The organism is Superficieibacter electus (assembly GCF_002915575.1).
In the GTDB taxonomy this organism is placed as follows: domain Bacteria; phylum Pseudomonadota; class Gammaproteobacteria; order Enterobacterales; family Enterobacteriaceae; genus Superficieibacter; species Superficieibacter electus.
In genome coordinates this window covers 46,760-66,205 of record NZ_PQGD01000022.1, presented here as the reverse complement: position 1 = coordinate 66,205, position 19,446 = coordinate 46,760, and the positions used below count along the sequence as shown (strand labels likewise).

Sequence of the window (19,446 nt, the reverse complement as noted above, 5' to 3'; positions counted from 1 at the left end):
TCCTATATGACATCTTGTTTTACATCTGCTTCACACCCCTCTTTGCTTGCTATGCCAGCACTGGCGCTTATGCTGGCGCTGAGCGGTTGTACTGTTGGCCCGGATTATCAAAAACCGCAGGTTGACCATCCTTCGGACTGGTCGGCATGGCGCAGTGGCGATGCGTCGCTGCATCAGTTGCCGGGAAGCGACGCACAGATCAATGCCCGCTGGTGGGAAAGTTACCAGGACCCCATTCTTAATCAACTGGTCACGAAGGCGCTGAGCGCCAGCCCGGATTTGAAAACCGCAGCGCTCAATTTTGCCGCCGCCCGTGCGCAGGGTTCTCAGGCCTCGGCGGCGCAGTTGCCGGAAGCCACCCTCTCGGGGAAAGTCAGCCGGGAAAAGACCAGTGAGAAGGGGAGCGGTACACGGCTTATCAGTGAAGTCTATTCGGGTACGAATGCAGACTCGTTGCTTGACATGTTCGGGCAGCCGTACTCCTGGTATCAGGCGGGCGTGGATTTTTCCTGGGAAATTGATTTATGGGGTCATGTTCGCCGGGCCGTGGAAGCCGCCGGTGCCGACACCGAAGCGCAGAAAGCCCTGCTGGCGCAGGCGCAACTGAGCATCATCAGCGATGTGGTGACGAACTATTACACACTGCGGGATATCCAGCAGCAAATTGTGCTGGCAAAAGAGGATGAGCGGTCGATGGATGAGCGGCTGATCTTAATCAGGGCGCAGACACAGGGTGGCTCGCTGGATTACAGCGCGCTGGAGCGTCAGCAGTCCGAACTGGCCGCCACCCGGGCAAAACAGGTCGATCTGCGCCAGCAGGAGGGGCAGACCATCAACCAGATCCTGCTGCTACTTGGCGAACGGCCAGGGGAACTTCAGAAAGAACTGGGCCCGCAATATAACAGCGCCGGTCAGACCGCACTGCCGGCACTGAACGCCGGGCTGCCCTCGCAGGTGGCAATCAACCGTCCGGATATCCGTTCTGCCGAAGCAAAACTTCATGCCGCCACCGCGCGGATTGGTGTAGCTAAAGCGGAACTGTATCCCAGCATCACGCTGGGCGGGCGCTTTGGCTATGACACCTGGAAGGGGAGTGATTTTGGTCAATGGGGTACCCGAACCTGGTCCATTGGCCCCAGCCTCGACCTGCCGCTGTTCGATTATGGCAAACGGAAATCGGTGGTGGTGTTGCGTGAGGTGGAACAGCAGCAGGCGGCCGTGGACTTTCATAAAACCGTGCTGAAAGCGTGGCAGGAAATCGATGATGCACTGAACCGGTATACCGCGGCACAGCAAAAACTGCATCAGCAGCAACAGCAGGTAAAAAGCGCTGAAGAAGCGCTGTCCATCACCGATGCCCGTTATAAAGGCGGAATGACGGATTTTATCAACGTTCTGGACAGCCAGCGCAGCGCAATCCAGGCGCGAACGGCTCTGGTGGACAGCGAAAGTGAGGTGAGAAAAGCATTTGCCGCCGTCAATCGGGCGACCGGGAATTATCCCCGATAGTTTCCGGTTGAATCACTGAACGTGTATTCCGGCGAAAAATATCACGATTTTGCACCATGACCGGAATTACTGTTCATTTTGTCAGAATCAGCAATCATCCGGCCGGGGGGGATTTCGCCAGAATTATTCTTAATGCATTGATTTTTAATCTATATCTCTCCCTCCTCATTCTGGAGAGAGGGGGATGTCAGGTAAGAGAATCGCAATATGTAAAATCCAGAGTCCGTGGAATTTTAAGGCTGGGTTTTGACGTCGGACTGACTGAGCCTTAACTATTGTTCTCTGAAGTCAACTTCTGAGACAATACACACGATAAATAAAGAATAGCCTGGTCTGAATGTGAGTAGTCATAAAACGCTAACGTTCGCTCAGTTTTTGATAATAAATAGTCAACTAGCCCATATCTCAGACACCTGGGCTGATTTGTGGGCGCTCATTTATTACACCGGTCTGAGTGTGGGGCGGTTGTTAGCGCTGCGATACGAAGACATCAGTGGCGATTCAATGTTAATCCGGGAGCATGGGCGCCTGAAAGCACTTCGTATTGGATTAACGCCACCGGTAATGACGATTCTCAACCGCAGACGGGATAAATATCCAGAGGATGTTTTTGTTTTTCAAAGCCATTCAAATCGCGTGAAGAATGAATGTCGGTCTGTGACTGTCATTGCGTTCAACACTGCTTTGAGAAATGCGGCCAAATCCATACCAGAGATCAGTGTAAGCAGTAGCAGTGCCAGAAAGGTCACATATTTTTGGGTAATAAATACATCCATGTAACGCACGATCAGATCTTGCAGAACGCTATGAGCGAGAAGAGGGTTATTGTGAATAAAGGTAGATGTGAGGGGGACTTCAGGAATAACGTCAATACTTATTAATTAGTTGCAGTTGTGATAGCCATATCAAAAATCTGCGGCGTAAACTACAGATGCTGGATGCCAGGCGGATATTTATCCGCGCAGTATACGGCGTTGGTTACCGCTGGGAAACAGCCTCAACACGCGCCGGGCGACCGTGGGCAGAACATCGTATGATCATTAACGGCTGGCAAAGCAGCGACTTGCCGAACGTCAGCAGAAAACTAAACAAAGTGCACCTGAATGCGTGCTAACCATGGTTGCAAAATTTTTTTTCCATTTTTATTCTGGCTCTATCCAGGTAGTATTAAAATCAAACCAGCCCAGATTATTCAGATGAATGCCCACAGCCTGGTTTGGCCCTTTCAGTCGCATCCAGTGATGGAATAAGGGTTGCAGCCATCCTTTACTGACTACATGTTGCATTAATTGCTCCGAATCGAGCGACTCGGCGCGCCAGAGCTGTAGCCAGTCATTGAACAACTGTGCATCCCCACCTGATATTGAATGTTTTAATAATGGCATCCCCAGCAGCCACGCCCCCACATTCCAGGTTTCCGGTACGGCAAAATTTACCGTACCCAGCCAGAGATCGGCTTCTGCTTCTCCCCTGGCCCAACATCCATAGTCCAGTTGTATGATATCTAAGTGGATCCCCTCGACAGCCAGTATTTTTTTTATTTCCTCAGCCAACATCGGATATTCCGGATGCTGTTGATGATATGCAAGACGTAGTCTCAATGTGGGGCTATCCGTTCTGGTGGCAAAAGGCACCAGAGCCGGACCATTGTCCACACAGTGGAACCAGGTCGGTAGCAAGCTTCCCGTGGGTACCCAAAAGGGACGAATCTGTTCGTCCAGCTGTTGAGCCAGCAAGTAGGGATTGAGTTTTTCTCTAATCCAGCGCCTGTGTTCAATCGCGCTCCAATGGGGGGAGCGGCTATCGCACAGTAAAAAATACCCGCCCCGCTCAAGAAACATTTCCCGAAATAAATCAGAAGGTTTTCCTGTTAATCCCACAGCAAAACCGGTAGCGAAGTCAATATCGCTGATACTGGAGCTTAACCAGGCGGACGAATTCACGTCCAGGGTGAGTCCACTACCTGTGTCATTTACAAGGGGGGGTTAGAGACAACATCGCTCGTCAGATGCTCCCGGTTAGTGGGCTGCCCCAGATCAGGCCATACAATCACCTCGATCTCATCAAGTAGCCCCCGGAAACCGAAATAATTATCAAAAGCCCGCATCAGTAAATGCCATTTATCATTCTCACAAACCATATAGGGGCCGGTGCCGACAGGTCGGGCAGCAAAATTATCCCGTATAGTGTGATCAGCAGGTAAAATCATGGCTGCAGGATCGGCGAGTAATTGCGGCAATAGACGATCTGGTTGAGTCAGTTCAATAGTTACGCTTAGTACACCCTGTTCATCAATTTTTTTCAGATGTGAAAACAACGGCAATTGAGCGCAGCGGGTTAATGAGGTCACCACATCCTGACTGGTTAGCTCCCGTCCATCGTGAAATCGCACACCCGGTCTCAGGAAAAAGCGCCAGTGCAAAGGATCAATCATGCGCCAGTAATGGGCAAGATCTTTTTCAACGACTCCGCTTTCCTCATTAATACGGGTGAGCCCATTAAATATTTGTCTGACCAGATGAAGTTCCGAGCGACGAAGAGGCGTACCCGGATAGAGATTGGGCATCGTACGATAATAGGGAATACGTAGCGACTGGTAATCATCACGGATGTTATATCCTAGCCGGGAGCGCAGCAACGGTGCGATAAGGTGCTTTTCTGCACCAAGCAGATCAAGGGCGGCATCAAAGTTACCGGACTTCAACAGATGTTCAGCTTTTTCCATCTGCAATTGCTGTTCGCTGCACAACAGCCGTAGCCGGGCCTGATGACCACGTCCAGGACTGGCTTCCCACTCCAGCCAATTCCGGGCTTGCATATCAACCAGCAGTGAACGCATGTGGCGTTTACTGCAACAGAGTTTATCAGCCAAGCCCTGCAGGGTGATGTTCTTTTCTCTGTAGGGAAACAGAGCCAGCAAGCGTAGGTACTGTTGTTCAAGCCGTTGACCATACATAAAAGAGGAACCTTGAAGGAAAAAAGACAGCAATTTTTAATCTCACCGTTTTAGTCCATTATTTTTTTGGCAGCAAGGAAAACTGACCTGTATGCCATAAATAACGGATGTACCCTGCCGCCAAGACACATATCGGAGCCGGATGCATCAGATGGTTACTGAACCCGTGGACAGGGTTCAGTTTTGACATCACCGATACTTTTCACCGCTGTGCCGGTAAAAGCGGTGGACTGTTTTAGCTAAGGACATATGAAATGACCCTACATCTGAATAAAGACACGACTGTCTGCATGTCTCTCGCCGCAAGACCCAGTAATTTCGGGACGCGCTTCCATAACTATTTGTATGATGCCCTGGAGCTTGATTATCTCTACAAAGCTTTTACCACTACCGATCTGGCGGGTGCTATCGGCGGTGTTCGCGCCCTCGGTATCCGCGGTTGCGCTATCTCAATGCCGTTTAAACAGGACTGTATCGCCTTTGTGGATGAATTAGACGTGTCTGCTAAAGCCATTAACTCGGTGAATACTATTGTTAATACTAACGGCTATCTGAAAGCCTATAACACTGATTATATCGCGATCTCCATCTTGCTAAGGCAGTTTAAGGTGTCAACCAGTCTGGTATTCGCGTTGCGTGGCAGCGGCGGAATGGCCAAAGCAGTGGCTTGTGCTCTGCGAGACGCAGGATTCAAACAGGGATATATCGTCGCGATTGACGAAGAGAGCGGTCGCAGTCTGGCTGGATTATGCGGTTATGAGTGGCGACCGGATATCGAAGGGCTGCAGCCGGGTTTGTTAATTAACGCAACACCGATTGGCATGACCGGCAGTGAAGACGCCGACAAAATGTCTTATACCCCGAAGGAAGTCGATGCAGCCGATGTCATATTCGATGTGGTCGCAATGCCGGAACAAACACCGCTCATACAATACGCCAGAGCAAAAAATAAAGTCGTTATAACCGGTTCCGAAGTGTTTGCTATTCAAGCGGTAGAACAATTTGCTTTATATACGGGTATCCGGCCCGACAAGGAATTATTCCTCCAGGCCGCCGCATATTCTAGGCAATAAATAATGAAATAAAATAACATGATTTCCCTGTAAAAATAGATCAATAAAAAATAGCCTTAATCCTTAATAGATTCATCGAAAAGAAGGCGTACCCTATGAACAAACGCATTATTGCCATCACTGCTTGTCCAACCGGCGTGGCGCATACCTTTATGGCAGCAGAAGCCCTGACTGTTGCGGCCACGAAGCAAGGAGATTGGATCAAAGTAGAAACGCATGGGTCGGTGGGAGCGAAAAATGAATTAACCTCCGATGAGATTGCAACTGCCGATGTGGTTATTATCGCCGCCGATATCGACGTGGATTTGTCCCGTTTCACGGGTAAACGACTCTATCGCACCAGTACCGGCGCAGCACTAAAAAAACCAGCCCTGGAAATTTCCCAGGCCCTTACCGCGGCAACGCTCTATGGCGAGGAAGGAAAAATACAGGCACCGTCGCTAAAAGCGGAACTGCCGGCAGTGTACAAACATTTGATGACTGGTGTATCTCATATGTTGCCGCTGGTGGTGGCTGGCGGCTTGTGCATTGCGCTATCGTTTGTTTTTGGTATTCAGGCTTTCAAAGAGCCAGGCACGCTGGCGGCGGCTCTGATGCAAATCGGCGGGAAGGCGGCTTTCGCACTGATGGTGCCGGTACTGGCCGGTTTTATTGCATTTTCTATCGCTGATCGCCCCGGACTGGCACCAGGATTGATTGGCGGTATGCTTGCCAGCAATAGCGGCGCGGGTTTTTTAGGCGGTATAGTGGCTGGTTTTCTGGCGGGTTATGTTGCTAAATATATGGTCGAGAAAATTCGACTGCCTCAGGTAATGGATGCGTTAAAGCCTGTACTGGTGATCCCCTTGCTGGCGACAATGATTACTGGACTGGTGATTATTTATGTGGTGGGAGGTCCGGTTTCTGCTGCCATGATGGGATTGACCACATTCCTGTCCGGTATGACGACAGCCAATGCCATGCTACTCGGAATTTTGCTGGGAGCGATGCAATGTTTCGATCTTGGTGGGCCGGTTAATAAAGCTGCATACACTTTCGGCGTTGGGTTGCTGGCGTCCCAGTCTTATCAGCCTATGGCGGCGATCATGGCTGCCGGTATGGTTCCAGCATTGGGGATGGGCGTAACTACCTGGCTGGCAAAAGCTAAATTCTCCCAACAGGAGCGTGAGGCTGGCAAAGCATCTTTTGTGCTGGGCCTGTGCTTTATCTCCGAGGGTGCCATTCCCTTTGCTGCCCGGGACCCAATGCGTGTGATCCCGTCGACTATGGCTGGCGGTGCGCTGGCCGGAGGCTTATCCATGTTTTTCGGCTGTACGTTGATGGCTCCTCACGGTGGGCTGTTTGTGCTGGCGATCCCACATGCTGTGGGACATGTTGCAATGTATCTGATATCTATCATCGCCGGTACAGCGCTGACTGGCGTTATGTACGCTGTACTTAAACCGGCAGCGCAGCTACAAATAGCTGAATCCTGAGGCCTGAACGGGGACCTTACTCATTCAGAGAATACAAGAAGGACTCCTTTAAGGGTATACCCGTTATAAAAGAATCAGATGCAGTTCAGTTTTACTATAGCCGATAATTTCTCGCCGTTTTGTCGTAACGGAAGGCAACGCGGCGATATTATTAAATTAGCTAAAATACCGTTCCACGGCGTTACGCTGAATGCATCATTATCTAAATAGCTATATGGATACTGCTCCGATGCAAGTAGGGGTAATTCTTTTCCTGACAATGTAGTCACAAACATATATTCGGCTTCGTGAGTCCTGATGAACATCCATACTCTCTGGCCTCATTATCACCATGGCTTATGACAGCCGCGTTATTTGCCAGGTTCACAGAGAGTCGGTTTTTTCTGTCAGTACATCAACTCTTTGACTTTTTTGATAAAGGTCATTCACTTCGCTATATAAACTGTTTTCTGATTCACCAACACCCATGCCATTCGTGCATTTTTATTAGCCAGTGCCACAACCGCTTTATTGTAAGCGTTAAGTGAGCGCCGTATTGACGGTTATTTATTGGTGAGATCTACGTTCCAGGGCAGAAGCTCAGCCACTTTATTGGAAGGCCACTCCGGCAGTATGCTCAGGATATGGCGAAGGTAAGCCTCTGGATCGATGCCAATGAGCCTGCATGTCCCGATAAGACCATATAGCAGTGCACCACGCTCTCCTCCGTGATCGCTGCCGAAGAAGATATAATTTTTCTTTCTAAGACAGACGGCTCGTAGCGCACGTTCTGCGGCATTGTTATCAGTTTCTGCAAGACCGTCATCACAGTAGTGACACAGCGCATCCCACTGGTTCAGCGCATAAGCGAACGCCTCACCCAGCCGGGATTTTTTCGACAGCGTGGCGCTTTTCTCCACCAACCACACATGCAGGGATGCCAGCAGCGGCTTACTCCGGAATTGCTTGGCTGCCAGCCGATCAGTTGCCGGGAGGCCACGTATTTGCTCTTCCACCGCGTACAGTTCACCTATACGTTTCAGGGCTTCTTCTACCGTGGCCGTCTGAGTACTTATATAGACGTCGTGGATTTTTCTGCGCGCGTGAGCCCCGCAGGCTGCTTCTGTTAACGGGCCGCCGTTACGCCCTGCGCTGAACAACCTGTCGTAGCCTGCGAAGGCATCCGCCGGCAGTACTCCATGATAGTGGCTAAGATGTTGCTGAGGATGTTTTCCCTGCCGGTCTGGTGAGAAGGCGAACCATGCCCACTATCCCGCAGATCCAGATGGATCTTGCGATAGCCATAAACGCAACCGGATTGCAGCCAGAACTGTTTGATCTGTCCCGTCAGTCTCAGGTCTGCCTGGTGGCGCTGAGAATGCGGCTGTTGAAGCCAGGCGTAAAAACCACTGGGATGAACATTCAGCACCCAACAGAGCAGACGAACAGGCCAGAAAGGGTATTGTCATGGATAAAGGCGTACCTCAGTCGGACAGCTTTGCGAAGTACGCCGCGGCTTTTTTTTATATGTCCCGTTCGTCAGTAACCCGCTTCAGCTCCTTCTGGAGTCGGCGGATCTCGGCCTGAGCATCTGACTGTTCTTTATTGGTGGAGGAGTCTGGCCCGTACTCCTTTATTCAGGCATAAAGACTGTGGGTAGTGATATCGAGACGTGTTGCGACGCTGGAAACAGAATGGCCACGCTCAACAACCTGTTTTACCGCTTCAATTTTAAACTCTTCGGAATAACGTTTACCGCTCATAGGCACCTCTCTTTAAGTCATTTTAAATGACTCTGAGGTGTCTGTTAAACCCGTGGCGATTCAGCTGGCATTAACACGCTTACCTCCTTTAGAGATGAAATTGTCGGTAAGAGCGACAATAAAGCTTTCGGTGTCGGTGACAAAACGCCACTGTGGCAGCAAAATACCATGGCTAAATTTTCCTGCCAGTGTTGGCTCTAAATCAGCAATTTCGGGACCATTCAGTATTTGGCTTTCAAAGCTTAATCTGCCACGCAGTTCATTATGGACACGCTCGCTTTCGATACCAGCTCGCGAATCAAAAACCTGCATAATTGGGCGATTAACAATGAGCGACTTAATAATATGCCCGCTTCAGGCCCGGAGTGGGGGGCGGTCTGCTTCGGGCAGGCGCTGATAACAACACAGGAGCTTTCTCAGCGCACGTTGTAATCTTTAACCACGCATTGGCGGTACGCTGGGTCATAATTTTGGCTGCATATCAGTCCCATAACCACCAGGTCCTGCACCTGGAAGATTTACTATACGGCAAATCTTCGGACCTGGCTTTCCTGTATGATACAAATCAATATTCAGATTTAACGGGTTAGCGCTTTTGCCAGCGCGTAGTAGCCCTGGGCGGCACCCAGCAGTTGTTCCACTTCGATATATTCATCGATCACATGAGCTAAATTTTCCCGGGATGGCCCGAAGCCCAGCGTCGGGATCTTCGCTTCACCAGCATAATGACTGCCGTTGGTGCAGAAGGAGTAGGTGGTTACCTGTGGCGTCAGGCCAGTGGCGCGTAGAGCGGTCAGGGCGGTTTGCACCAGCGGGCTGGTCTCATCCATGATCCAACCAGGGAAAAAACGCACTGCCTGAATTTGTTCACCAGTCCAGCAGGTTTCCTGCCCCTCGGCAAAACTTACTTTTGCCTTAAAGCGCGGGTCTTGTGCGGCGCAGTTTTCAAGCAATATCTGCAATGGTGCAAGCACGGATGCAGGGGTTTCTCCGGTGAGCAGACGGCGGTCTGCGGTAGCCCGGCAATAGTCAGGAACCACTGAAGCGCCGGGCCAGGGCGAGGATTTAACATCCGTAACTTCCAGAATCCCTTTACCTAACTGTGGATGTTGTTCCACGGCCATTTTCTGCAATGCATTCAGTAAGGTGGCCATGCTATAGACCGCATTGATACCCGTTTCCGGGTTGGCGGAATGAGCCGGTTTGCCGAAGGTTTCGAGTACGATCTCTGCGCGCCCGCGCTGACCGATTTTCAGGTTCAGTTCGGAGGCTTCGCCAATGATCACGACATCCGGTTTCACTTTCTGGCTGATTAACCGGCTGGCGACGCCTTCAAAACACTCTTCATGCACGACGCAGGATACATACAAATTTCCGGCAAACTGGCGGTTGCTATCGTGGGCGAAATCGCTAACGGCGGTTAGCATTGCGGCAACTGCCCCTTTCATATCGGAAGTGCCGCGACCATATATTTTGCCATCGATAATGTCTGCGGCGTATGGGGAGTGTTGCCACTGGGCCGCGTTTACCGGCACGGTATCGATGTGCCCATCAAACAAAATATGCTTGCCCGGCAGATTGCCTCTCATCATGCCGATGATATTACCGTAGCGATCAATGGTTATCTCGTCGTAATTAAGTTCGGTCATGATATCGTGAATTTCATCCACGACGTCTTTCTCCTCCCCGGAATAACTTTGCTTCTGGATTAAACGCTGGCAGCAGGTGATGACAGGATTTTGGTGTTGTTGATTCATTATTGTTCTCTGAAGGTTAAATGATGACTACAGGGAAAGTGCGTGCTGACCGCCCCAGACAATGTTGCGATAGCCTGTTTTGTCGGTATCGCCTTCGGTGCTGATCAGCAGAACGCGGGCGTTGTGATCCAGGCTGAGCATTTGGGCGATTGACGCATAGCCCGGTTGCATCAGTAGCCCCAGCGCGCCAGCACCGACCGCGCCGGATTCTCCGCTGGTTATCGGCATATCGCCCGGACATGGCGCGGCTAACATGCGCATTCCTAGTGCTGCGACCTCATCTGCACAAGAGAGAAAGGCGTTGCTGTGATCCCGAAGAATAGGCCATGCGATCGTATTGGCTTCGCCGCAGGCCAGACCGGCCATAATGGTATCCAGCGCGCCGCTGACGGCAACGGTCTGCCCGTCGTCGCGTTGGGCTGAACGGTAGAGACAATCCGCCTGGCTGGATTCAACAATAATCACCCTGGGCGCTTGTTCGCCCCAGCGGGCAATGGCAGCCGCCTGAATAGCGCCAGCAAATGCGCCAACGCCGGCCTGAACAAAAAGATGGGTGGGTAGTACAGTGAGCTGTTCGGCGATTTCAGTAATCAGCGTGCTATAGCCCTGCATGATCCACATAGGGATCGCTTCATAACCAGGCCAGGCCGTATCCTGCATGATGATCCAACCCGCTTCTGCCGCCTGTTTTGCGGTAAGACGCACGGCATCGTCATAGTTCATTGGCACAATCTGCGCCGTTGCGCCTTCCGCACGGATCGCCTGTAGACGTTCGGCGGTGGTTCCTGCGGGCATATTGATGACCGCTTTTTGTCCCAACAGGCGTGCCATCCATGCCACGCCGCGCCCATGGTTACCATCCGTAGTGGTCGCAAATGTCTGAGTGAGCGCAGGGTGCTGGCGCAAAGCTGTTTGTAGTTGTGGAAAGATGAGCGGTTGCTCCGTTAACTCCAGTTGCTGCGCAAGGTAGCTCGCCATCGCCCAGGACGCGCCCAGCGCCTTGAAGGCGTTGAGGCCAAAACGGCGTGACTCATCTTTTACTTGGATCGTTTTTACCCCTAGCGCACTGGCAAGCGCCGGGAGTGCCGTTAACGGTGTAGGGTGATAACCGGGAATGGATTGATGAAACGCGATAACGTTTTTCAGCTCCGATGTCGTGAAGGCCGACAGCGTATCACCAGATGCCGGACGCGATGGGTTAATTACTGCACGAATAAGGTCTGCCATTATCTCTCTCCCTGGGGTCAGTGGTTAATTTGCGTGACGATATACGCGGCGTAAAAAATCGCGGGTTCGCTGCTGTTGCGGCGCGGTAAAAATCTGTTCTGCGGTTCCTTCCTCGACCACTACACCCTGATCCATAAACAGCACGTGATCGCCAAACTCACGGGCAAACGCCATTTCATGTGTGACGACCAACATCGTCATGCCCTCTTTGGCTAAATCGGTCATGACTGACAGCACCTCATCAACCAGCTCAGGGTCGAGTGCGGAGGTCGGCTCGTCAAACAGCATGACATCTGGATTCATGGCGAGCGCCCGCGCAATAGCCGCCCGTTGTTGCTGCCCGCCAGAGAGTTCTTTGGGGTAGCTGTTCACCTTTTCTGCAAGACCGACGCGATCCAACAGGCCTAGCGCCAGCTGCCGGGCTTCAACGACGGGTATTTTTTTGACGATGACCGGCCCGGACATGACGTTCTCCAGCACGGTTTTATGGGGGAAAAGATTAAAACGCTGGAACACCATACCGATATTCTGACGCAGCTGGCGTAAAGCTCGTTTATCTCTTACCTCGTGACCGTTGACGATAATGTTCCCATCCTGAATTGGCTCCAGATGGTTAATACAGCGGAGCACGGTGCTTTTCCCTGAGCCGCTTGGCCCGATCAGCACGACTTTTTCACCAGGGGGAACCAGTAAAGAAAATTGTTTTAGCACCTCGTGATCGCCAAAGCGCTTTGTGACCTGGTGCATTTCAAGCATGTAATGACTCATGAGCGGGCCATCCTTTTTTCCAGTCTGGCTGCCAAAATCATGAATACCGAGTTCATGATCAGGTACAGCACCGCGATAGTGGTATAAACCTCGAATGAACGAAATGTCGATGAGTTAATGCGATCCGCCACATGAAAGAGTTCCGATATCGTAACTAAAGAGACGATAGAGGAGTTCTTTATGGTCATAATGAATTGATTAACCAGTGCCGGAATACATAACTTAATGGCCTGTGGCGCAATAATATGCCAGAGCGCTTGCGGCCCGTTCATGCCTAAAGACTCCGCTGCCTCCGCTTGTCCTTTATCTACGGCTAAAATAGAACCGCGAATGATTTCAGTAATATAGGATCCGGTATATAATCCCAGCCCCATAATACCGGCGGTCATACTACTCATTGGCAGACCAATGCCCGGAAAGCCGAAATAAAGAATAAAAAGCTGAACCATAAAAGGTGTGCCGCGGAAAAACCAGACATACAGGAACGCCAGCAGGTTCAGAAACTTATTGGTGGAAAGACGGCATAATGAACCAATAATCCCGGTGGTCACTCCCAGTAATAGAGCCAGCAGGGATACTTCCAGAGTCATTAAACAGCCCTGAAGCAATAATGGCATTTTGCTCAGCACAACTTCATAATTCAGCATCATCATTAGGATTTACCCTGGAAATAAAATTATTGTCCAATAATCCACTTTTTGTAGAGGGTTTCAGCTTCACCATTCGCTTTCTGTTCAGCAATGACCTCATTAATAACGGATAATAACGAAGTGTTACCTTTCGCTACGGCAATACCCAGTTCCGCTTCAGTAAATGGCTTACCAACAATTTTCACCTGCGGGAAGACCTTGTTTAGCTCAAGTTGGTTTAATAAATCATTAATTGTTGCATCAAGGCGGCCATTAGCGAGATCCATTGTCTGCTGGGCGGTATCCTGATAGGTCTTAATCGTGAATGGAACATTTTGATTAATCTGGTGTGCAATTTGTTCGCTGGCCGCGCCGCTTTTAACCCCCACCGTCAGCCCTTTTAAAGAGGCTGCATCTGTCACTGTCTTATTATCAGAGCGGGTGACAAATACCATGCCCGTTTTTAAATATGGTTCTGAAAAATCAGCGGCTTTTTTTCTGGCGTCGGTAATATACATGGCGGCAATAACCATATCGGCATGACCGCTTTGTACCGATGGAATCAATGCGGTAAATTGCAAATCTTCAACTTTTAGTTCGACACCGATTTTTTTGGCTACCGCTCTGGCAATATCAATGTCGTAACCGACTAATTGGTTATTGTCGTCATAATATTCGAAGGGCTTGTAATTACCGGTGGCTACGATTAGAGAACCGCGTTGTTTTATCTTTGTCAGCCCATCATCAGCATTTACCGTTCGGGATAGCATTGCCAGTATGATGAATGAGAAAGAGAACAGAAGAATCTTTTTTAAATGAAACATAAAATGCCTCGCAGTTTTAATGAGTAGATAGTTTACGACCGTAACGAACCATCAGCGTTTAATGTCTCGCCCTTATATTGGGTAATTTCTTTATAAGCATGAGGCTGCCGATGGAGATCGAAATTAAAGGTAGTGCGTTTATAAATTTGGCAAAAATCAAGATCACAATGGGCGACTACCACTTCGTCGCCTTTTGTGATGCAAGCGGCGACAACCTCGCCAGATGGCGCGACGATGCAGCTCCCGCCAATTTGCTCAATGCCTTCTTCACAACCGGCTTTAGCGACACCGACTACCCAGCAGCCGTTATGGTAGGCGCCGGCCTGTAATGACAGTGTGTTGTGAAACAGCGACAGATCGTCATGCTGCGGCGCCGGGGCATTGTGTACTGGCGTGTTGTAGCCGATGAATATCATCTCGGCCCCCTGCAACCCCATAACGCGATACGTTTCCGGCCAGCGACGATCATTACAAAGCGCCATGCCCATTACCCCATTAAAGGCGGACCATACAGGAAAGCGATCGCCCGGTTCAAAATAGCGCTTTTCCAGGTGCTGGAAACGTCGCCACGGCTCATGTTCGCTATGACCTGGCAGATGAACCTTACGATATTTTCCGATAATGTCAGCGTTCTTATCAACCAGCACTGCACTGTTATAATAATGTGCAACGCCATTTTTAATCTCTTTTTCGGCATATCCAAGATAGAAACCAATCTTTAACTCTTTAGCCAGAGAGAATAATGGATTAGTTTCCTTACCTGGCATGTCTTTCTCAAACCACTGGTCAATCTCTTCCTCTTTTTCCATATACCAACGTGGGAAAAATGTTGTTAATGCCAGTTCCGGATAGATGATAATATCAGCGGCAAGCGCTTTGGCTTCTCGCATCATTTTCATCATGCGGTTTATGACTAACGGACGAGAGTCTTCGCGATTCACTGGTCCTAATTGACCAATGGCAACGTTTATATACCTTGACATTGTTTTTCCTGTAAGTCTTAATCAATAAGATCGCTCATTACTTGATGATTTTGCTCTATTATCTGCAATGTACGTCGGGCTTGTTCCGGGTAAGCAAAGCTAATTTCGTTAGTCAGATAATTCACCATGCTCAGACCGGCAATGTAAGAATTAAATGACGTAATGCTTTCATTCCTGCAACTAATCACGACTTCATATTCTGAAGTGACTGGTGATAATGTCTGATCGCTAAAGGCTACGATGCGGACGTTGCTTTTTCTGGCAATTTTTACAATGTTAGAGAGTAATTTGGTTCGGCGAGGGAAATCCATTAATATAATAACATCCTGTGGCTGCATGTTAGCAAGCTTTTCCGCAAGGTGGCCATCTCCTTTATTTAACAAAGTGACATGTGATCTGACGTTAGATAATAATGCATGGGCATAGCACGCAAGGGTATAACCATTGCGAAACCCTGCAATCCAGACATGTGAAGCAGAGCCGACAATCCCCACACAACTTTCCAGAGATTTTTGCTGCCCGGAATGCAACAGCTGGTTTAAGTTCTCCTGTTCCTGGCAAATATGTTTTTCGAATCTGGATGTCGCGTCCAGACCCCGGTTTTCAGCTCTGGCCATTTGCGCCAGCGGTGAATTTATATTCTCGCGATGTGGCAACACGCTTTGCCGAAACTCATTAAAATTATCGAACCCCAGCTGGCGAAAACAACGGGCGGCGGTGGATTTTGAGACCCCTGCCTTTACTGCCAGTTCGGTTGCGCTGTAATAGCCAAGATGATCTTGTTGTTCTAACAATGCTGAAACAAATGTTTTCTCCGAGGGGGACAACGTACTATAACGCTTGCGAATGATAGTTTCCAACGAATGGCTATTTTCAGGTGCATCATTTCTCTTCATTCTATTTCCCCGGACGCTGGTATTGTTGTTTCAGTTGTCATTATGATTTAAAACGTTTGTGCCAGAAATAAGCAAATGGTGTGCCATAATCTTTTTTGTTTTATTTTTCATATGGTTGTTGTTTTTTAGTAGCAAACGGGAGTGAAGTGGCGCACCAGGTTAATGCAGGATGCACCAAAAAAGTCGGGTAGTTTGCACCGGTGTGCGGCTTTGTTGAATAAATCAGTTTCGGGGCGAGTGTCCCTGTAGCGGGGCAGATTTTCAGGCAATACGCACGCTTTCTGGCATTCCTGCCTTTGTCATCCTGTTCAGAGCACGAACCATGGCCAGAGCCTCTGCTACCTGCCCATCATAATCACGTAGCGTCAGTGAACCTCCGGACAGCTGTTTTATCCGATATATCGCCGTTTCCGCTATCGACCGACGGTTGTAATCTGTTGTCCACTTCCACCGCGCATTGCTCCCGCTCAGACGCTGATTCGCAACGGCACGGTTGCGGTCTGTATACTCACCGGACCAGTAACCCGCACCTTTTCGAGGAGGGATAAGCGCGCTGATATTCTTACGCCGCAGTTCATCGTGACACATCCGGGTGTCGTAATCTCCGTCGGCCGCTGCAGCCCTGATTTTTCTGTGAGTCTGCCGGATAAGACCCGGGAAGGCTTCTGAGTCCGTTACGTTATTCAGTGACAGATCCGCACAGATGATTTCGTGTGTTTTACCATCAACAGCAAGGTGTAGCTTTCGCCAGATACTGCGGCGCTCTTTGCCGTGCTTTTTAACTTTCCACTCGCCTTCAACAAAGACCTTCAGCCCGGTGGATTCAATCACCAGATGCGCGATTTCACCCCGGGTGGGCGCTTTAAAACTGACATTCACCGACTTTGCCCGCTTGCTGACACTGGTGAAATCCGGACAGCGCAAAGGAACACCCATCAGAGCAAAAATGGAATCATTAAAGCCCTGTGCGGCCCGCAGGGTCAGCCGGAATACGCGTTTAATCATCAGGACAGTCGTGATGGCAAGGTCAGAATAACGCTGAGGTCTTCCCCGGGATGCAGGCGTTGCTGACGCATACCAGGCCTGAATTGCTTCATCGTCCAGCCAGAAAGTGAGGGAGCCACGATTGATAAGGGCTTTGTTGTAGATGGGCCAGTTGGTGATTATGAACTTTTGCTTTGCCATGGGGCTGCCTGAATTGTCAGGGGATACGTGGATCTGATCCCGCAGCTCAGAAAAAGTTCGATTTATTCAACAAAGCCAAAAATGATATAACACAAAGAAAGTGATTCCTACCGTAAATGCAGAAACCTCTTCGATCAAAAAGTACTGTCCATACTGAGCGCTACAGAAAATGCCTGTCAGGGAATTGATGCATCCATAACCATACAGAAATCCATCTTTGGCTGAGCTGTATATTGATGGTCTCTGTCAAAGAGGCCATCCTGTAACAAGTGTATTAATGACCGGTACTTATAACTTCCCCCAGTTTTTTAGCTGGTATTTCATCAGACAGATATTTTTGGAAATCTCACACTGAAAATTGCCGCATCGCGCAGTTCTTTCGCCTCCCATCAAAGGGCTTTTGCAGCCTCACTTCTATATTCTGCTGCATTTAAATATTTTTCCAGGCGCTGGCCGGGACTTTGTCCCACAGACATTTATGGCGTAATTCTGCACGCCGGTGGTCTGAAGCGTTCATCATTGCCTCCAGTTCCTGTCCTGACAGCTTATGCTTCAGGCGATCGAATATTTTCTCCAGCGTCTCTTCTGACGAGCATCTGCGAAATTTCATCAGATAGTGATACTGCAGCTCTTTCGTGGATTTACTCTGACCAGCCATATAAAACTCCAGGAATTAAAACCTCGAACTGTGCGGAAACTCTCAGTGTACATGAGATAAACGTAGTAGAGAATTAGGTAATGCTCCCAACTTACTGATTTAGAACCTATCCCAGTAGGACTTTATTCCAGACGATAAGACCACAGGCAAAATGCAACATGGCCTCGTAATTTTCGGCCTTTTTTTCCCATCGGGTCAGAACCCGGCGAAAGCGATTCATCCAGCTATGAGTCCTCTCGACGACCCAGCGATGGGCTTTGAAGTCTGTGTTTTTACTGGCGTCAGACTCCTCTTTACGTGACTGGATATGCGGTTCGTAACGGCGGCTCTGTAGATACGTTTTTAGCCAGCCAGCTTCGTAACCTTTGTCCAGGCAGAGCCTGAGTTTTCCCCCGGACGTCCCGTCTGAAGGGCATCGAGCGTATCCGCAACCAGTTTGATGTCATGCGTGTTTGCTGCTGCAACAACCAGTGACAGAGGAAGCCCGTTGGCATCTGTCATCAGACTGCGCTTTACTCCCTGTTTCCCTCTGTCCGTGGGATTACGGCCTGTTTTTTTGTTCCTGACAGCGGCGATTTGGTCATACAGCTGTCTATCGACAGCCAGGACCAGTCAATGCCGTCCAGATGCCTGCAGGCAAGCAAACCGTTCTGCCAGAAGCGCCCGAAAACACCTGCATCGCGCCATTCCTGGAAGCGTCGGTGTGCAGAACTCGATGAACATATCCCGGTGGCGTTCAGGGCATTCCACTGGCAACCGGTCCGGAGGACAAAGAAAATGGCATTCATCGCAGCCCGATTATCAACGCGTTTACGATGCGTCCCCAGTGGGTGCTGAGTTTCATGCTCCGGGATGAGTGGAGCCATTTTCTCCCAGAGTTCATCGCTGATCTGCCACTTGTTGCCCGCCATATTTTGCTCTCAGAAATTGCCATCATTTATTATCCGACAAGTCCTTTTGGGATAGGTTCTTACGCCAGAAGGGAAGGTTCTTTGGGAGTATGTAAAAACAATACTGGAAAGATGTCAGGCTTTTGATCAACGAGTGGCAGCATTCAACCAACAAATTGAGAGCCATGTCAGTCTTGCAATTGAACTTCCTTACGTCACGATTGCGCCAGTGCTATATGAATTCTCTATCACGTTTCCTGAAGTCGATATCCATATTAAAGAGCCGTTTCAGGGGGATGTTGAAGCAATGGTGAGAAACGGCGAAGTCGATATGGGCATTGCGCTTTCTCACTCTGTTGAAAGTGATAAAATTCAGTTTACTCAACTGGGTAAGGTCGTCATGGTGCATGTCGTCAGTGCCGATCATCCTCTTGCACAACGCGTTCCTGTCTCGTTTGCTGACTTGCACAACTGGCGACTCATCACGTTTGGCTCCCAGGAAAAAAGAATTGCCACAACAGAATATTTAAGCAGTCCTATGCTCTGGCGAGTGGAAAGTTATAGTGCAATGCTTGAGGCGGCGCTTGCCGGTCTTGGATGGGCTTCGCTTCCACGTGAGTTCGTTAGTCATGAATTGCGTGCAGGAACGTTAGTTGAATTGCGACAGCAGGAATATCCCCATACAGACTGGATTGTGGGTGTTGATTTGCTGTGGTCTAAACAAGTTAAAGCTGGAAAAGCACAAATCTGGCTTCGCGACCGTTTAGTAAAGCATAAAATTAACGAGCAGGATAATGCGGGTAACAGAACAACGCTTTAGGAGTAAAAACAGTCAACCTGACAGATAAAATAGATTGACTTTTTATCGCGGAAA

The 19,446-nt window shown here is 49.5% G+C and carries 14 protein-coding genes and 5 pseudogenes; 5 read left to right on the top strand and 14 right to left on the bottom strand.

Annotated elements, in window-relative coordinates; genetic code table 11:
* Positions 1–6 precede the first annotated feature (6 nt).
* Together CHU32_RS22395 and CHU32_RS28650 are read left to right on the top strand one after the other, a co-directional pair.
* Positions 7–1,509, top strand: a complete 1,503-nt coding sequence (locus CHU32_RS22395; RefSeq protein WP_245880257.1) for an efflux transporter outer membrane subunit — start codon at positions 7–9, stop codon at positions 1,507–1,509.
* A gap of 895 nt (positions 1,510–2,404) precedes the next feature.
* Positions 2,405–2,515 (top strand): annotated as a pseudogene (locus CHU32_RS28650) (winged helix-turn-helix domain-containing protein); the annotation flags it as partial.
* 136 nt (positions 2,516–2,651) lie between these two features.
* Here the strand turns inward: CHU32_RS28650 and CHU32_RS22380 are convergent.
* A pseudogene (locus CHU32_RS22380) lies at positions 2,652–4,465 on the bottom strand (SgrR family transcriptional regulator).
* Positions 4,466–4,719: 254 nt separating this feature from the next.
* Here CHU32_RS22380 and CHU32_RS22375 point away from each other — a divergent pair.
* Both CHU32_RS22375 and CHU32_RS22370 read left to right on the top strand, forming a co-directional pair.
* Positions 4,720–5,538, top strand: a complete 819-nt coding sequence (locus CHU32_RS22375) for a shikimate 5-dehydrogenase (RefSeq protein ID WP_103678295.1) — start codon at positions 4,720–4,722, stop codon at positions 5,536–5,538.
* Between the two features lie 95 nt (positions 5,539–5,633).
* Positions 5,634–7,013: a fructose-specific PTS transporter subunit EIIC gene (locus CHU32_RS22370; RefSeq protein WP_103678294.1), complete on the top strand. Its 1,380-nt coding sequence runs from the start codon at positions 5,634–5,636 to the stop codon at positions 7,011–7,013.
* Between the two features lie 542 nt (positions 7,014–7,555).
* On the opposite strand, the pseudogene tnpC reads toward CHU32_RS22370, so the two are convergent.
* From tnpC to CHU32_RS22300, 13 genes and pseudogenes are all read right to left on the bottom strand, one after another.
* A pseudogene (gene tnpC / locus CHU32_RS22365) lies at positions 7,556–8,254 on the bottom strand (IS66 family transposase); the annotation flags it as partial.
* A gap of 2 nt (positions 8,255–8,256) precedes the next feature.
* Positions 8,257–8,755 (bottom strand): annotated as a pseudogene (locus CHU32_RS22360) (transposase); the annotation flags it as partial.
* Positions 8,756–8,815: 60 nt separating this feature from the next.
* Positions 8,816–9,067, bottom strand: coding sequence for an FAD-binding oxidoreductase/lyase (locus tag CHU32_RS22355; protein ID WP_176691709.1), 252 nt, complete (start codon positions 9,065–9,067; stop codon positions 8,816–8,818).
* A gap of 266 nt (positions 9,068–9,333) precedes the next feature.
* A complete protein-coding gene (locus CHU32_RS22350) occupies positions 9,334–10,512 on the bottom strand; it encodes a YgeY family selenium metabolism-linked hydrolase (RefSeq protein WP_103678293.1) in 1,179 nt (392 codons plus the stop codon).
* 27 nt (positions 10,513–10,539) lie between these two features.
* Positions 10,540–11,739, bottom strand: coding sequence for a diaminopropionate ammonia-lyase (locus CHU32_RS22345; RefSeq protein ID WP_103678292.1), 1,200 nt, complete (start codon positions 11,737–11,739; stop codon positions 10,540–10,542).
* Between the two features lie 24 nt (positions 11,740–11,763).
* Positions 11,764–12,495 carry an amino acid ABC transporter ATP-binding protein gene (locus CHU32_RS22340; protein WP_133159289.1) on the bottom strand — a complete coding sequence of 244 codons (732 nt, stop codon included), beginning with the start codon at positions 12,493–12,495 and terminating at the stop codon, positions 11,764–11,766.
* 8 nt (positions 12,496–12,503) lie between these two features.
* Positions 12,504–13,160, bottom strand: a complete 657-nt coding sequence (locus CHU32_RS22335; protein WP_204372501.1) for an amino acid ABC transporter permease — start codon at positions 13,158–13,160, stop codon at positions 12,504–12,506.
* A 23-nt stretch (positions 13,161–13,183) separates the two neighbouring features.
* Positions 13,184–13,960, bottom strand: coding sequence for an ABC transporter substrate-binding protein (locus tag CHU32_RS22330; RefSeq protein ID WP_103678290.1), 777 nt, complete (start codon positions 13,958–13,960; stop codon positions 13,184–13,186).
* 32 nt (positions 13,961–13,992) lie between these two features.
* Positions 13,993–14,943: an N-carbamoyl-D-amino-acid hydrolase gene (locus CHU32_RS22325; RefSeq protein ID WP_049005921.1), complete on the bottom strand. Its 951-nt coding sequence runs from the start codon at positions 14,941–14,943 to the stop codon at positions 13,993–13,995.
* A 17-nt stretch (positions 14,944–14,960) separates the two neighbouring features.
* A complete protein-coding gene (locus CHU32_RS22320) occupies positions 14,961–15,839 on the bottom strand; it encodes a MurR/RpiR family transcriptional regulator (protein WP_103678289.1) in 879 nt (292 codons plus the stop codon).
* Positions 15,840–16,100: 261 nt separating this feature from the next.
* Positions 16,101–17,069: an IS5 family transposase gene (locus CHU32_RS22310; RefSeq protein WP_176691710.1), complete on the bottom strand. Its 969-nt coding sequence runs from the start codon at positions 17,067–17,069 to the stop codon at positions 16,101–16,103.
* A 385-nt stretch (positions 17,070–17,454) separates the two neighbouring features.
* Positions 17,455–17,682: an Hha/YmoA family nucleoid-associated regulatory protein gene (locus CHU32_RS22305; protein WP_103678287.1), complete on the bottom strand. Its 228-nt coding sequence runs from the start codon at positions 17,680–17,682 to the stop codon at positions 17,455–17,457.
* Positions 17,683–17,788: 106 nt separating this feature from the next.
* Positions 17,789–18,593: pseudogene (locus CHU32_RS22300) on the bottom strand (IS5 family transposase).
* A 133-nt stretch (positions 18,594–18,726) separates the two neighbouring features.
* On the opposite strand from CHU32_RS22300, the gene CHU32_RS22295 reads away from it, so the two are divergent.
* The gene (locus CHU32_RS22295; protein ID WP_245880256.1) at positions 18,727–19,392 is read left to right on the top strand and encodes a substrate-binding domain-containing protein; all 666 of its coding nucleotides are present in this window, start codon (positions 18,727–18,729) and stop codon (positions 19,390–19,392) included.
* Positions 19,393–19,446: the final 54 nt, after the last annotated feature.

What these genes read in the sequence shown, in the direction of transcription:
- CHU32_RS22335 (WP_204372501.1), bottom strand. Translation starts at nt 13,160, where the DNA reads ATGATGATGCTGAATTATGAAGTTGTGCTGAGCAAAATGCCATTATTG.
- CHU32_RS22375 (WP_103678295.1), top strand. Translation starts at nt 4,720, where the DNA reads ATGACCCTACATCTGAATAAAGACACGACTGTCTGCATGTCTCTCGCC.
- CHU32_RS22305 (WP_103678287.1), bottom strand. Translation starts at nt 17,682, where the DNA reads ATGGCTGGTCAGAGTAAATCCACGAAAGAGCTGCAGTATCACTATCTG.
- CHU32_RS22325 (WP_049005921.1), bottom strand. Translation starts at nt 14,943, where the DNA reads ATGTCAAGGTATATAAACGTTGCCATTGGTCAATTAGGACCAGTGAAT.
- CHU32_RS22350 (WP_103678293.1), bottom strand. Translation starts at nt 10,512, where the DNA reads ATGAATCAACAACACCAAAATCCTGTCATCACCTGCTGCCAGCGTTTA.
- CHU32_RS22340 (WP_133159289.1), bottom strand. Translation starts at nt 12,495, where the DNA reads ATGCTTGAAATGCACCAGGTCACAAAGCGCTTTGGCGATCACGAGGTG.
- CHU32_RS22330 (WP_103678290.1), bottom strand. Translation starts at nt 13,960, where the DNA reads ATGTTTCATTTAAAAAAGATTCTTCTGTTCTCTTTCTCATTCATCATA.
- CHU32_RS22370 (WP_103678294.1), top strand. Translation starts at nt 5,634, where the DNA reads ATGAACAAACGCATTATTGCCATCACTGCTTGTCCAACCGGCGTGGCG.
- CHU32_RS22355 (WP_176691709.1), bottom strand. Translation starts at nt 9,067, where the DNA reads ATGCAGGTTTTTGATTCGCGAGCTGGTATCGAAAGCGAGCGTGTCCAT.
- CHU32_RS22395 (WP_245880257.1), top strand. Translation starts at nt 7, where the DNA reads ATGACATCTTGTTTTACATCTGCTTCACACCCCTCTTTGCTTGCTATG.
- CHU32_RS22320 (WP_103678289.1), bottom strand. Translation starts at nt 15,839, where the DNA reads ATGAAGAGAAATGATGCACCTGAAAATAGCCATTCGTTGGAAACTATC.
- CHU32_RS22345 (WP_103678292.1), bottom strand. Translation starts at nt 11,739, where the DNA reads ATGGCAGACCTTATTCGTGCAGTAATTAACCCATCGCGTCCGGCATCT.